Consider the following 14,275-nt stretch of genomic DNA (forward strand, 5'->3'; position numbering starts at 1 on the left):
AGGTGACATTCAACGGGCGCTCCGCTCTCCCAAATCCGGCCAGCGCTCCAACATCGCCGCCGTCACGCCGTTGGTCCAGCCAAAGCCGTCCTGCGTCGGATACTCGCCGCCGCCGCCCGGCCGCCGTTCCTCGACGTCATATTTCTCCAGCAGCTTACCCGTCTCGGCATAGGTGCGCGCGACGGTGGCGATCCAGCGGCGGGCGATATCCTTGGCCAGCGTCTGTTCGCCGTAACGCCCGAGCCCTTCGACCGCGACCCATTGCAGCGGCGCCCAGCCATTGGGCGCATCCCATTGTTGGCCGGTGCGGATGCCGGTGGTGCGCAGGCCCCCTTCGCCGACCAGCGTGGTGCGCGTCGTCGCGGCCACCGCGCGCGCCTGTTCCGTGCTGGCGAGCCCGGCGAACAGCGGGAAAAGCGACGCAGCGGTTCGCGCCGCCGTGGGGCGCCGGGCAATCCGGTCCCAATCGGCGAAGCGCTTCTCTCCCGCCACCCAGAGATAGCGGTCGATCGCCGCCTTGCGCCGCGCCGCCATATCGGTGAAGCGGCGCGCCGTCTCTGCATCCCCGGCGGCGGTGGCCCGCGCGGCAATGCGGGTTTCGGCCATCCACAACAGGCTGTTGAGATCGACCGGCACGATGTCGGTGGTATGGATCGTCTCCAGCCGCATCGGATCGGCCAGCCATCGCGAGCTGAAATCCCAGCCCGACTCGGCGGCCGCGCGCAGATCGCGTTGGACGACGGTGGCGGGGCGGGGGGCGGCCCTGGCGGCGGTCTCGCGATCCTCGCGCCAGCTTTCGTCGCGGGGGGTGTCGCGCGCGTCCCAGTAGCGGTTGAGCAGGCTGCCATCGGGCATCCGCACGACATGGCCACACGCGCCGCTCGCATCCAGGCAGTTCGCCCCCGCCATCCAGTAATCATGCTCACGGATCAGCGCCGCCAGCCGCCGTTTCGCCAGAACGGGATCGCGATTGTCCGACAGGTCCATCATCAGCGCGAGGAAGGGCGGCTGCGAGCGGCTGAGATAATAGGTCCGGGTGCCATTGGGGACATGGCCGTAGCGCTCGACCAGGTCGACGAAATCGGCGAGCATCGCCTCGATCAGCGGGGCCTGCCCATCGGCCTTCAGCCCCAGCATGGTGAAATAGCTGTCCCAGTAATAAATCTCCTGGAAACGATCGCCCGGCACGACATAGCCATGGTCCAGGCCCAGCGCCGACGACCCCGCGACGGCCGCGAAGGGCGCGCGGCCCAGGATCGGCCAGAGTTCGCGGATGCGTTCGCGCAACGGCGGGCGGGCCTGCGTGTCGCCGCGTACCGAGAAATGCCGGCGGACGAACGCAGCCAGCGCGGTCTTGCCGACCGGCTTTTCACGGGCATAGGCGGCCATGATCGCTTGCGGAGCCTGACGCGGCACCGCGTCGGCAAAGGTCTTGCCGTCGGGGAACACCTGCGCCTCCTGCACCGCGCCGAACAGCGGGCCGTAGATATCGGCGGGGGAGGGCGGCGCATTCTGGGCCTGGAGCAGAAACGCCAGCACGGGCAGCAGGACCAGCGGGCGCAAGCGGGTGACGATCATCTTCCTCTCCTGACTATTCGGTTCGGGCGGCGCGGGGCAATGTAACAATGGCGGACAGGCCCCCGCCCGGCGCTTCGTCCAGCATCAGCTCGCCGCCGTGCAGCGCAACCAGTTCGCGCGCGATTGCCAGCCCGAAGCCGTGCCCGTCGCCGCCTTCGTCCAGCCGCGCGCCCGCCTGCGTGGCGCGGATCCGGTCGGCTTCGGGGATGCCGGGGCCGTCATCGGTGACGCTGAGGCGGATCTGCCGCCCGTCGGCGACTGCCATGATCGCCACCGCAGTGCGGGCATGGCGTGCGGCATTGTCGATCAGATTGCCCGCGACCTCGTCCAGATCCTGTGCGTCGATCGCGACCATCAGCGCGTCCGTCATATCGGTGGTGATCGTGATTCCCCGGTCGGCGTGAATCCGCGCGATGGCATGGGCGAGATCCTCGATCGCCGGGCGGAGCGCCGTCGCGGCGCGGCTGGTGCCCAACTGAACCCGTGCGCGGGCAAGGTGGTGGCGGATGGTTGCGTCAATCCGCGCGACCTGCTCGGTGCGAGGCGGGTCGTTCGCCAGATCGAGTGCCAGCGTCGCCACCGGCGTCTTGAGCGCATGGGCGAGATTCGCCGCCGAGGCACGCGCCGCCGTGAGCGCGCGTTCGCTATCGGCGGTCAGCGCGTTCAATTCGGCGGCGAGCGGGCGAAGCTCGGTGGGCTGATCCTCGTCGACGCGGGCGCGGGTTCCGGCGCGGATATCGGCAACCTGGTCGCGCATTCGACGGAGAGGTCGCAGGCCCAGCCGAAGCTGTACCAGGCTCGCCGCCGCCAGCAGAACGCCCAATCCCGCCAGCATCGCGAGCAGCGGTACCACAGCCGCCCGGATCGGCCGCGCCACGACCGCGCGCGGCGCGGCGGCGGCGATCGTCACTGGCCCCCGCGTCGAGGCAATGGCGATCTGGCGCGCATGGATGCGGGCGCCCTGTTCGGTGCGACCCTCGGCGGGGTGGGGCGGTTCGACGGGGTTGGGGCCGGGCGGCGGACCCGGCACGGAGTTGCGCGCGATCGGATCCGGCGGATGCGGCGCAGCAAGCGGCGGGAAATCGTCCGATCCGATCACCCCGTCCGGCCCCGCGATGCGCCAGCGCCAGCCGGGTTCGGGTTCCAGCAAACCGCGTCGTTGGGCGATGCGCGTGCGATCCACCGCGCCCTGCTTGTCGACGGCGGAGGCAAGGACGGCGATCTCCGAATCGAGCCGCTGGTCGAGGCCGCGCATGACGATCCCCTCCAGCGCGCTCGCCAGTCCCCAACCTGCGAGGAGCAGCGCCAGCAGAATCGCCGCCCCCGATATCAGGATCATCCGGCCATGGATGGACCGGGGGAGTCTCACGCACGCTCTCCGGCGGTCAGCCGATAACCCAGCCCACGCACCGTCTCGATCAGGTCGGCGCCGATCTTCTTGCGCAACCGGCCGACGATCACCTCCAGGCTGTTGGAGTCGACATCGGCATCGCCCTCATAGACGCGCTCCAGCAGTTCCAGCCGGGGGATGACCGCCTCCTTGCGCAGCATCAACGCCGACAGCACCCGCCACTCGAACGCGGTGAGCTTCAGCGGCAGGCCGTCCAGCTCGAACTGACCCGTCTGGCTGTCGAAGGAAAGCGGGCCGCAGGTCAGACGCGGCTGGGCATGGCCCGCCGCGCGGCGGACCAGCGCGCGCAGCCGCATGACCAGCTCCTCGACGCGGAAGGGCTTGGTCAGATAATCGTCGGCCCCCGCCTTGAACCCCCCCACCTTGTCCGACCAGCCATCGCGCGCGGTCAGGATCAGCACGGGCAGCGCGCGCCCCGCCTCGCGCCATGCCTTCAACAGACTGATGCCGTCGCCATCGGGTAGCCCTAGGTCGAGCACGGCGGCGTCATAGATTTCGGTGTCGCCCGCATGGCCCGCATCGACGCCGCTGGCGAACAGATCGACCGCGCATTGTTCGGCGCGCAAGGCCCGAGCGATGGCGGGACCCAGCGCGGGATCATCCTCGACCAGCAGGATTCGCATGTCCGTTCGTCGTCCCCTTATCGCCCCGCAGGCCCGGCTATCGTCGCACAGCTTAAACCCAATCTGAACCGCGCGGTTCAGCGGGCATCGGGCCGAATCACCTAAAAGCGGGGCATCAACCAAGGAGATCGACAATGTCTCGCTTCAACATCCCGACCCCCCGACTGCAGGGCAAGGCACCGCTGGCCGCCGCGGCGGCTATCCTGATCGCGCTGGGCGCGGGCGGTGGCGCCGCCGCCGTCTCGATGACCCGGCCGAGCGTCACGATGGCGCCGACCATCCCGACGCCGATCGCCAAACTGTCCTCGACCAGCGGCGTCGTCACCGCAAAGGGGCGGGTGGCCGAAGTCTTCGGCGACCGCTTCGTGGTACAGGACGCGACCGGCCGCGCTATGGTCGCTACCAACCGCGATGCGATGCCCTCGGTCGGCAGCAATGTGATGGTGCAGGGTCGCTATGACGACGGCATGATGCACGCGCAGTATCTGGTCGATCCGAACGGTTCGGTCGTGCCGGTCGGCCCGCCGCCGCCGCCGGGAGGTCCGCGTGGCCCCGGCGGTCCGCGGGGTGACGGCCCGCCTCCGCCGCCGCCCGGCGGTCCGGGCGGACCGGGGATGCCGGGTGGTCCGGGCGCTCCCCTGCCGCCGCCCCCTCCGGGTGGCTGCGCACCGGGCGCGGTGCCCCCGCCTCCGCCGCCTGCGCCGGTGAGCGGTATGGCGCCACAGGATGCGCCCGTACCGCCGCCCCCGCCCGCCGGTACTCCGGCTCCTGCCCCCACGGGTGCGGTGCGTCCGGCGCGGTGATCGGGATTTGACGAAGACGCCCTCCGGTTTCGGCCGGGGGGCGTTCTTTGCTTTTGGGGGAGGGGGCGGACGAAGGGAATGGCGTAACCGAGGAACCTTCGCGCCTCCCACTCTTTAGCCCCCCATGCGCTGGCTTCGATCGCTCGACATTCCGGCCGAATGGCTGTGGCTTCAAAATGTGACGATCATTGCGGTCGCGATCCTGATCGCGGTCGTGGTGCATGCCGTCGCGATGCGGATCGCCGGCCATGCCGCGCGGCGGACGGCCAGCCAGAGCGACGATCTTGTTCTCGAACATATCCGCCAGCCGTTGCGCTGGGTGGCGATCGCCATCGCGGTCAGCTTCGCGATGCGGCTGGTGCCGATGACGAGCGACGGGCGCGACATCTGGCGGCAGGTGCTGGGTTTCGGCGTACCGGCGCTGCTGGGCTGGCTGGCGGTGTCGGCCCTCCGCGCGCTTCAGGGCGTCGTTTACCTGCGCGCCGATGTCAGCGTGGAGGATAACCTGCGCGCCCGGCGAAAGCGGACGCGGGCGCAGATATTGGGGCGGATCGGCATCTTCCTGATCGTGTTCCTGACCGTCTGCCTGATGCTGCTGAGCGTGCCGGGCATCCGCACCATCGGCGTCACGTTGATGGCCTCGGCGGGTATCGCCGGCCTGGTCGTCGGTGCCGCCGCACAGCCTGCGCTCAAGAACCTGATCGCGGGCGTGCAGATGGCCTTTACCGAGCCGATCCGCCTCGACGACGTGGTCATCATCGATAACGAATGGGGGCGGATCGAACAGATTCACCTGACCTTCGTCGTGGTGCGCATCTGGGACGAGCGGCGGCTGGTCGTGCCGGTCGCCAAGTTCCTGGAGAACAGCTTCCAGAACTGGACGCGTGAGACCAGCCAGTTGCTGGGGTCGGTCTTCTGGTATCTCGATCCGGCGGCGGATATTCCCCGCCTGCGCGAAAAGATGGGTCAGCTGGTCGAGGCGAGCCCGCGCTGGGACCGGCGGTTCTTCAACATGCAGGTGACGGACGTGAAGCCGGATTCGATCGAGGTGCGCGGGCTGATGACCGCGCGCGATGCGGCGATCGCGTTCGATCTGCGGTGCGAGATTCGCGAGGGGCTGCTGGAATATATCCGGCTGGAAATGCCCGAAGCGCTGCCCAAGCGGCGGCTGGAGCATTCGTCTCCTATTCCTCCCCTTGTAGGGGGGGCGGCAGGGCGAAGCCCTGACGGAGGGGTGTCACCCTCTCGATAGCGGGACACCCCTCCGTCGCGCCCTGCGCGACACCTCCCCTTACAGGGGAGGAATTTAAGAAGCCGCCGCCTCAATCGCCTTGGCTTCGGCCTTTACCGCATCCCCGCGCAGCGCGGTCAGGAACAGCTCGCACCACCAGAAGACATCCTCGCGCCGGACATTGTCGATCAGGCATTCCCAGCGGCGGACGCGTTCCTCGCGCGGCATGGTCAGGGCCTGCACGATGGCGTCGGACATTTCCTCGGCGCTGTAGGGGTTGATGAGGACCGCGTCCTTCAACTGCTCGGCAGCACCCGCGAAGCGCGACAGGATCAGCACGCCGGGGTCTTCGGGGTCCTGCGCCGCGACATATTCCTTGGCGACCAGGTTCATACCATCCCGCAAAGGGGTAACCAGCCCGATCCGCGCCGCGCGATAGATGCCCGCCAGTACTGGCCGGGGAAACCCCTTGTTGACGTAGCGGATCGGCACCCAGTCGATATCGGCAAATTCGCCGTTGATCCGCCCCGACAGCGAATCGAGATTGGCGCGAATCTCCTGATAGGTGTTGACCTTCTCGCGGCTGGGCGGTGCGATCTGGAGCATATAGACCAGGCCTCGCCGCTCCGGGTTCTGCGCCAGGAAGCGTTCATAGCCCAGGAAACGCTCGGCCAGCCCCTTGGAGTAATCCAGCCGGTCGACGCCGACGATCAGGCTGCGGCCGGTCGCCGACATGTACATGCGTTCGCGCGCGAAACGGGCGTCGTGGCCATTCGCCGCTTCCTCGAACTCCTTGGTCTCGATGCCGATCGGCGCGCGGATCGCCTGGATCGTCTTGCCGTTCCACGTCACTTCGCCATTGTCGCCGAGCGTGCCGCCCAGCTCCTTGGTCACATAGTCGCGGAAGCTGTCGAGCCAGTCCTCGGTATGGAAACCCACCACGTCATAGGCGAAGAGCGATTCCACCAGCTTGCGATGGCTGGGCAGCGACATCAGCAGCCGCACCGGCGGCCAGGGGATGTGCAGGAAAAAGCCGATCCGGTTCTTGAACCCGCGCTTGCGCAGGTCGCGGCCCAGCGGGATCAGGTGATAATCGTGGACCCACACCAAATCGTCGGGCTCGATCAGCGGCTGCACCGTCTCGGCGAAGCGCTCGTTGACGCGCGCATAGCCGGAATCGAAATCGCGTTCGAACTCGGTCAGGTCGATGCGATAGTGGAAGAGCGGCCACAGCGTCCGGTTGGCATAGCCGTTATAATATTCGTCGATATCCTGCTCTTCCAGGTCGATGGTCGCGGTCGTCACGCCGCCGCCCTGCTGAAAGTTGATATGGCCGCTGAATTCCTCGGTCGTCTCCCCCGACCAGCCGAACCAGATACCGCCCTGTTCGCGCAGCGCGGCCAGGAGTGCGACCGCCAGCCCGCCCTGATTTCCGCCCGGCCCGGAGGTGGGCGGCTGGACCCGGTTCGAGATGACGATCAGGCGACTCATCGCACGGCACTCCATGGTTTACTCAGCAGGACGGCGCAGTTGATCAGGCCGACCAGCGAATAGGTTTGCGGATAATTCCCCCACAGCTCGCCCGTATTCGGGTCGATGTCCTCGGACAGCAGCCCGGCGGGGGTGCAGCGCGCCACCATCTCCTCGAACAGCGCGCGGGCGTCCTCATGACGCCCGGTGACATATAACGCCTCGATCAGCCAAAAAGTGCATACATTGAAGGCGGTATGCGGCAGGCCGAAGTCATCCTCGGTCGCATAGCGCAGCATATGGCTGCCCCGGCGCAGGCCCTCCTCGACCGCGTCCAGGGTCGAGCGGAAGCGTGGATCGTCGGGCGACAGGAAGCGCAGGTCGAGCAACTGGATGATGCTGGCGTCCAGGTCGTCGCCGCCGAAGGTCGCCGACATGCGCTGGGTTTCCTCGCGCCAAGCGGCCTGCTCGATCGTCTCGCGCATCAGGTCGGCGCGCTCCTGCCAGAAGGCGCGTCGCTCCTCCAGGCCCAGCGCCTGCGCGGCATTGGCCAGCCGGTCGCACGCCGCCCAGCACATGGCGGCGGAATAGGTGTGGACATGGCTCTTGGTGCGCAGTTCCCACAGGCCCGCATCGGGCTGATCGTATTTGGCCCAGGCGCGTTCGCCGACACGTTCCAGCGAGTGGAAATCCTCCAGCCCCGACATGCGGAACAGGCGGGTGTCGAAGAACGCCTGCACGTCGGACAACACGATCTGGCCATAGGCGTCGTGCTGGATCTGTTCATAGGCCTGGTTGCCGACACGCACCGGCCCCATGCCGCGATAGCCGGGCAGCTTGTCCTCGACCCGCTCGATCAGCGTGGGCTCGCCGCCGACGCCGTAGAGCGGCTGGATATGGCCGCCTTTGGCCGCATCGACGATGTTGCGCAGATATTCGAGATACCCCTCCAGCACGTCGAGCGCGCCCAGCCGATTGAGCGCCTGCACCGTATAATAGGCGTCGCGGATCCAGCAGTAGCGATAGTCCCAGTTGCGTCCCGAATCGGCATGTTCAGGCAGCGAGGTGGTCAGCGCCGCGACGATCGCGCCGGTTTCCTCATGCTGGCAGAGTTTCAGGGTGATGGCGGCGCGGATGACAACGGCCTGCCACTCTACGGGCGTGGCGAGGCCGCGCACCCAGTGATGCCATTCATGCGTGGTGCGCTCCAGCATCGCGCGGCTGGCTTCGCTAAGCACGCCCGCGAAGCTCTCGTCCGGCCCCAGGAACATATGGATCGGCCGCTCCAGCCGGAACCATTGCTCGGCGGCGATATGGCCGACCGGCGCATCGGTGGTCAGCCGCAGCGTCTGATGCGTCATCAGATAACGGATATGGTTGGACCCCTGCGTCCGTTGGGTCGGGCTGCCCCAGTCGGTGGCGACGCGAAGCGCGATGCGGATGCGCGGCGAACCGATCGGGCGGACGATCCGCACATAGCTGGTCGGGCGATAGACGCGCCCCTCGCGCGAAAAGCGGGGGCAGAAATCGGTGATTTCGATCCCATTGCCCCGGTCGTCCATATGCGTGGTGACCAGGATCGGGGTGTTGCGTAAGTAACCTTGCGTGGTCGAAACCCGGTCTTCCAGCTCGATCGCCCAATAGCCGGTTTCCGGCGCACCATCGCCGAGCAGTGCGCAAAAGGCCGGGTCGCCATCGACGCGCGGCACGCAGCCCCAGACGAAACGGCCCAGCGAATCGATCAGCGCCGAGACCTGGCAATTGCCGATCGGCCAGAGATTCATGTCCTGTTGCATTATTCGGCATTCTCCAGCGCTCGGGCGAGCCATTGGTGGACGGCAGCGACATCGGGCAGACGGTAATGCGCGGCGGTTTCACGCATCGGACCGACCAGCACGCCCGCACCGCCCAAAGCGGCGGCGGCGGCGAAGCCGTCCTCGTCGGTCACGTCGTCGCCCAAGAAGATCGGAACGGTGCCACGCATCGCGGGCGTTTCCATCAGCGTCTCGATCGCCTGGCCCTTGTCGCCGGGCAGGCGGACCTCGACCATCATCTTGCCCGGTTGCAGGGTCAGGCCGTGGCGTTCGGCGATGGCGGCGGCTTCGCGAAGGGCCAACGGCTCCGCATCGGGGTTGCGGCGATAATGGAGGCCCGCGCCGAAGCTTTTGGTCTCGAAATACAGATCATGGGCTTGCGCGACCGCCTGCATTTCCTCGGTGGCGGTGGCCAGATGAGCAGGTCTTTCGGGCTGGCTATGCCCGTCCTCGGGGGTACGGCGCTCGGCGCCATGACTGCCCGCGAGCGTGAAATGCTGTGCCTGCGGGCCGAACAGCGCGTCGAGCTGCGCGATGGAGCGGCCGCTGACGATGGCGAGGCGGCCGGGCATATGCGCGGCCAGCGCATCCAGCCGGTCGGCGAGGGCAGCACTGACATGCACCGCCTCGGGATTGTCGGCCAGCTCAACCAGCGTGCCGTCGAAATCCAGGAACAGGCTGTCGGTCGCGGACAGGCGGGTAGGGGGCGGGGTAAGGTCGGCCGGCATGGGCGAAAGCATAGCGGATGCGGACATGCCAAGTGAACCCATCCCCGCCGCTGGCGTTCCGCTGCGCTGCCGAAATGATTACGGAAGGAGCGCATGTCTCTTGGCTATGCCCAACGGCATTCGTCCAGGCACGCCCCCTCCCGCAGGCGAGTTTCAGGTAAACGATGCGGGGCATCGTTTACCTGAAACTGGGGATGGGGGGAGGGCCCTTCTACGGGCGGCGTCGCTTGTGGCTTGCCCTCCCCCGGCCCCTCCCGCTTGCGGGAGGGGAGCAGAAGGGCGGTTCGCATCTGTGCTGACGATATATGCCAAACTCACCCCCTCCCGCCTGCGGGGGGGAGTAAGAAGGGGTGTGCTGTCATGCGCAACCCGAAAAAAAAGGGCCGGCGATCGCTCGCCAGCCCCTTCATTCCGAACCGTGAAACCGGGCCTCAGTACACCCGCTTCTTCGGCTTGATATACTCGATATCGTCGGTCAGCGTGTAGTCGTGGACCGGGCGATAGTCGATCTCGACCCCGCCGCCCTGGCCGCCCCAGCCGTCGAAGGTCGCGACGGTGTGCTTCATCCAGTTGGCGTCGTCGCGATCGGGGAAGTCCTCGTTCACATGCGCGCCGCGGCTTTCCTTGCGGTTCAGCGCCGATTCCATCGTCACGACCGCTTGGCTGATGAGGTTGTCCAGCTCCAGCGTCTCGACCAGATCGGTGTTCCAGATCAGCGAGCGATCCTTGATGCCGATGTCCTTCATCCGGTCATAGGTGGCGCGGATCATCTGGCGACCTTCGGTCAGCAGTTCGTCGGTGCGGAACACGGCGCAGTGGCGCTGCATCGTCTTCTGCATCTCGCTGCGCACCGATGCGGTGGTCGAGCTGCCAGCGGCGTTGCGGAAGTGGTCGAGGCGACCCAGCGCCAGCTCTTCCGAACCCTTGGGCAGCGGCGCGTGCGGGGTGCCGGGCTTCAGCGTGTCCTTGATGCGCAGGCCGGTCGCGCGGCCGAACACCACCAGGTCGATCAGCGAGTTGGAACCCAGGCGGTTGGCGCCGTGCACCGATACGCAGGCGGCTTCGCCGACCGCGAACAGGCCGGGGACGACCGAATCCGGGTTGCCGTCCTTCAGGCGGACGACCTCGCCGTGATAGTTGGTCGGGATACCGCCCATATTATAGTGGACGGTCGGCGTGACCGGCAGCGGCTGGCGGGTCAGGTCGACACCGGCGAAGATCTTGCCGGTCTCGGTGATGCCGGGCAGGCGCTCGGCCAGCACCTTGGGGTCGATATGGTCGAGATGGAGGTAGATATGATCCCCCTCCTTGCCGACGCCGCGCCCTTCGCGGATTTCCATCGCCATCGAACGCGACACGACGTCGCGGCTGGCGAGGTCCTTGGCCGACGGCGCGTAACGCTCCATGAAGCGCTCGCCCTCGGAGTTGGTCAGATAGCCGCCTTCACCGCGCGCACCCTCGGTGATGAGGACGCCCGCGCCGTAAATGCCGGTCGGGTGGAACTGCACGAACTCCATGTCCTGGAGCGGCAGGCCCGCACGCAGCACCATGCCGCCGCCGTCACCCGTGCAGGTGTGCGCCGAAGTGGCCGAGAAATAGCAGCGGCCATAGCCGCCGGTCGCCAGCACGACATTGTGCGCGCGGAAACGGTGGATCGAGCCGTCTTCCATGCACAAGGCGATCACGCCGCGGCAATTGCCCTGCTCGTCCATGATCAGGTCGAGCGCAAAATATTCGATGAAGAAGTCCGCGTCATACTTCAGCGACTGCTGGTACAGCGCGTGCAGCATGGCGTGGCCGGTACGGTCGGCGGCGGCGCAGGTGCGCTGCGCAGGCGGGCCTTCGCCCATATTCTGCATCATGCCGCCGAAGGGGCGCTGATAGATCTTGCCCTCTTCGGTGCGGCTGAACGGCACGCCCGCGTGCTCCAGCTCGTACACGGCGGCGGGCGCCTCGCGGCACAGATATTCGATCGCGTCCTGGTCGCCCAGCCAGTCCGACCCCTTGACGGTGTCGTACATGTGCCAGGTCCAGTGGTCGGGACCCATATTGCCGAGCGAGGCGGCGATGCCGCCCTGCGCCGCGACCGTGTGGCTGCGGGTCGGGAACACCTTGGTGATGCAGGCGGTCTTGAGCCCTGCCTCGGCGATGCCCATGGTGGCGCGCAGGCCCGAGCCGCCCGCACCCACGACGACGGCGTCATAGGTATGGTCGATGATCTTGTAGGCGGCAGCGGACATTATGCAGCGGCTCCGAAGGCGATCTTGAGGATCGAGAAGATGGCGACAGCGGCGATCGTGAAGACGAACAGGTTCATGACGACGAGGAGCGCGACCCGGTTCTGGTCCTGCTCATAATCCTCGATCACGACCTGCAGGCCGAGGCGCATGTGATAGAAGATCGAGGCGACCAGCAGCACCATCGGGATGGCGGCCCAGGGGTTGGACAGCCACAGATGCATCGATGCGTAATCGAACGAGGGCTGGCGCAGGATCGAGATCAGCAGCCAGACGACCAGCAGGAAGTTCGATCCCGCCGTCAGGCGCTGGTTCAACCAGTGATGGGTGCCCGACTTGGCCGAGCCCAGGCCACGCACGCGGCCGATCGCGGTTCCGGAACGCATCACTTGATCCCCAGATAGAGCCAGAAGGCCACCGTCATCACGACGGCGAAGACGATGGTGGCTTGCGCCTGACGCTTGTTCGACTTCAGCTCGAACCCGGCGCCGACATCCATGAACAGGTGGCGGATGCCATTGGCCATATGCTGGAACAGGCAGGCGGTCAGGCCGATGCCGACCACATAGCCGACGACGTTCAGACGGCCCGAGTCCAGGGTGAACACGTCGCGGAACGTCGCATAGCTTTCGGGACCGGCGGCCACGGCCGCCAGGAACCAGACGAGAAGCGCGGCACCCACGGTCGCCATGCCCGTACCGGTGGCACGATGCAGGATGGAGACCAGCATGTTGGGACCCCATTTCCAGATCTGGAGATGCGGGGAGAGCGGGCGTGCGGTGTTGCGGGCGGCCAAGGGCAGATCCTCGAACAGTCTAAAGTCAGGCTGGTTTGCGGATACGCCTATGATGAAGACGCCGCCAGGATGCAAGTCGCCAGCGCATCCGGCGGTGCCGCCGATACCGAATCGCGGCCTTCGCGGGCGTGGCGTCACGCCTGCATAAGCACCCTTTAACCCTTTTTGGCGAAGAAGAATGCGAAACCTTGAAGCGATTCCAGGGGGGACCCCGTCTTGAATGCCGATCTGCCGCCGTCCACCGTCATTACGGCCGACATCGACCTCGACGCCCGGGTTCGCGCTTTCGACGGGGGGGATCGCTCGCTGGTCCGACTGGCCGCCGAATTATGGCCGGTGATCGAGCCGCGCGTGGACGAGGTCGTCAACGCGTATTGGGACCACTGGCGGTACAAGAATCCGGACCAGCCCGAATGGGCGCCGCTGGACCGCGAACGCCAGCTGACGGCGGGACGGACCTATCTGCGCAACCGCTTCTGTGATCTGGCGGGCCGCGAATGGCTCGAGTCGCTCGGGCGTGCGATCGCCTCCGCCTATGCCGCTCGGGTCGCGCCGATGGACGTGCTGGCCATGTCATGCGCCAGCGACCGGGCGGCGCTGAAGATCATTCTGGAGGACATGGCCGCCGACGATCCGCGACGCGGGGTCGCGGTCGACACGTTGCTCCGGGTTTATGGCATGGAAACCGAACTCACCGTCGCGCTGTTCTCGGCGTATCGCAGCTGGAGTGACGAGCGCGAGCGCGAGCGGCTGGTCGGGGATTTCCGTAACGGCATCGCCGCGGTCGTCGAAAATGCCACGGTCGAGGGACAGGATCTGCGACGCCAGGCGCAGGATGCGTCGCTTTCGACGCGCGGGATGCTGGGTAAGTCGAGCGAGGTCGCCGCTGCCGCCGAACAGTCGGCGGTCGCGATGCGCGAGGCGGCGCAGACTGCCGCCGGGCTGATCCGCGCGATCGAGGATGCCCGGACCGAAGTCGACCAGGCCGCCGACGTCGCCAATCGCGCCGCCGATCAGGCGGGGCGGGCGGTTGGCATGTCGGAGATGCTGTCCGATCACGCCAAGTCGATCGAATCGATTTTGGGGCTCATCCGGGATATTGCCGGGCAGACCAATCTGCTCGCGCTCAACGCGACCATCGAGGCGGCGCGCGCGGGCGACGCAGGGCGGGGCTTCGCGGTCGTGGCGCAGGAGGTAAAGAGCCTCGCCAGCCAGACCGCGCGCGCAACCGACGATATCGCGACCAAGATCGCCGCGATCCAGGCGGCGACCCGGTCCACGGTCGAGACCAACGCCTCCATCAAGGCGACGGTCCATGAGGTGCAGGTGTCGGCCGAGCGAATCCGTCATGCGATGGAGGCGCAGGCCCAGACCGTCACCGCGATCACCGCCGCGGTAGATGAAACCGCGCTGGCCGCCGACTCGATGTCGCACACCATCGCCGCGATCCGCCAGGATACCGAGCATGTCGCGCAGGAAATCGATCGGGTCGGGCGCGGCTTCGACCATCTCGATACGCAACTCGGCGACCTGAAGGCCAGCGCGAGCCAGTTCGTCGCCCGCGTCGCCGCCTGACGCACCCGA

At 67.1% G+C, this 14,275-nt stretch carries 12 protein-coding genes; 3 read left to right on the top strand and 9 right to left on the bottom strand.

Features of this window, described 5'->3' with window-relative positions; all coding sequences use genetic code 11:
* Positions 1 to 9 precede the first annotated feature (9 nt).
* Genes treF through GGR45_RS01190 form a run of 3 tightly spaced genes read right to left on the bottom strand, consistent with a single transcriptional unit; the run spans position 10 to position 3,612 of the window.
* The gene (treF, locus tag GGR45_RS01180) at positions 10 to 1,578 is read right to left on the bottom strand and encodes an alpha,alpha-trehalase TreF (RefSeq protein ID WP_175313559.1); all 1,569 of its coding nucleotides are present in this window, start codon (positions 1,576 to 1,578) and stop codon (positions 10 to 12) included.
* A 13-nt stretch (positions 1,579 to 1,591) separates the two neighbouring features.
* The gene (locus tag GGR45_RS01185) at positions 1,592 to 2,917 is read right to left on the bottom strand and encodes a sensor histidine kinase (protein WP_175313561.1); all 1,326 of its coding nucleotides are present in this window, start codon (positions 2,915 to 2,917) and stop codon (positions 1,592 to 1,594) included.
* A 26-nt stretch (positions 2,918 to 2,943) separates the two neighbouring features.
* Positions 2,944 to 3,612, bottom strand: a complete 669-nt coding sequence (locus tag GGR45_RS01190) for a response regulator (RefSeq protein ID WP_175313562.1) — start codon at positions 3,610 to 3,612, stop codon at positions 2,944 to 2,946.
* A 134-nt stretch (positions 3,613 to 3,746) separates the two neighbouring features.
* Here GGR45_RS01190 and GGR45_RS01195 point away from each other — a divergent pair, with 134 nt between their 5' ends.
* Both GGR45_RS01195 and GGR45_RS01200 read left to right on the top strand, forming a co-directional pair.
* A complete protein-coding gene (locus GGR45_RS01195; RefSeq protein ID WP_175313565.1) occupies positions 3,747 to 4,415 on the top strand; it encodes a hypothetical protein in 669 nt (222 codons plus the stop codon).
* 124 nt (positions 4,416 to 4,539) lie between these two features.
* Positions 4,540 to 5,667, top strand: a complete 1,128-nt coding sequence (locus GGR45_RS01200; RefSeq protein ID WP_175313567.1) for a mechanosensitive ion channel family protein — start codon at positions 4,540 to 4,542, stop codon at positions 5,665 to 5,667.
* 54 nt (positions 5,668 to 5,721) lie between these two features.
* On the opposite strand, the gene GGR45_RS01205 is transcribed toward GGR45_RS01200, so the two are convergent.
* From GGR45_RS01205 to sdhC, 6 genes are all read right to left on the bottom strand, one after another.
* The gene (locus tag GGR45_RS01205; protein WP_246357983.1) at positions 5,722 to 7,137 is read right to left on the bottom strand and encodes an alpha,alpha-trehalose-phosphate synthase (UDP-forming); all 1,416 of its coding nucleotides are present in this window, start codon (positions 7,135 to 7,137) and stop codon (positions 5,722 to 5,724) included.
* On the bottom strand, positions 7,134 to 8,912 hold the full coding sequence (locus tag GGR45_RS01210; protein ID WP_175313571.1) for a glycoside hydrolase family 15 protein: 1,779 nt from the start codon (positions 8,910 to 8,912) through the stop codon (positions 7,134 to 7,136). Before GGR45_RS01210 ends, GGR45_RS01205 begins: the two co-directional genes overlap by 4 nt.
* Positions 8,912 to 9,658, bottom strand: coding sequence for a trehalose-phosphatase (gene otsB / locus GGR45_RS01215; protein ID WP_246357984.1), 747 nt, complete (start codon positions 9,656 to 9,658; stop codon positions 8,912 to 8,914). Before otsB ends, GGR45_RS01210 begins: the two co-directional genes overlap by 1 nt.
* A 431-nt stretch (positions 9,659 to 10,089) precedes the next feature.
* Positions 10,090 to 11,898: a succinate dehydrogenase flavoprotein subunit gene (gene sdhA / locus GGR45_RS01220; protein WP_175313573.1), complete on the bottom strand. Its 1,809-nt coding sequence runs from the start codon at positions 11,896 to 11,898 to the stop codon at positions 10,090 to 10,092.
* Positions 11,898 to 12,281: a succinate dehydrogenase, hydrophobic membrane anchor protein gene (gene sdhD, locus GGR45_RS01225; RefSeq protein WP_175313574.1), complete on the bottom strand. Its 384-nt coding sequence runs from the start codon at positions 12,279 to 12,281 to the stop codon at positions 11,898 to 11,900. The genes sdhA and sdhD overlap by 1 nt, the downstream gene beginning before the upstream one ends.
* Positions 12,281 to 12,691, bottom strand: coding sequence for a succinate dehydrogenase, cytochrome b556 subunit (sdhC, locus tag GGR45_RS01230; protein ID WP_281394106.1), 411 nt, complete (start codon positions 12,689 to 12,691; stop codon positions 12,281 to 12,283). The genes sdhD and sdhC overlap by 1 nt, the downstream gene beginning before the upstream one ends.
* 216 nt (positions 12,692 to 12,907) lie before the next feature.
* Between sdhC and GGR45_RS01235 the strand changes: the two genes are divergently transcribed.
* Complete coding sequence (locus tag GGR45_RS01235) at positions 12,908 to 14,266, top strand: methyl-accepting chemotaxis protein (protein ID WP_175313576.1); 1,359 nt, start codon at positions 12,908 to 12,910, stop codon at positions 14,264 to 14,266.
* Positions 14,267 to 14,275 lie beyond the last annotated feature (9 nt).

Origin of the sequence: Sphingomonas zeae (genome assembly GCF_014197135.1) — a bacterium.
Taxonomy (GTDB): domain Bacteria; phylum Pseudomonadota; class Alphaproteobacteria; order Sphingomonadales; family Sphingomonadaceae; genus Sphingomonas; species Sphingomonas zeae.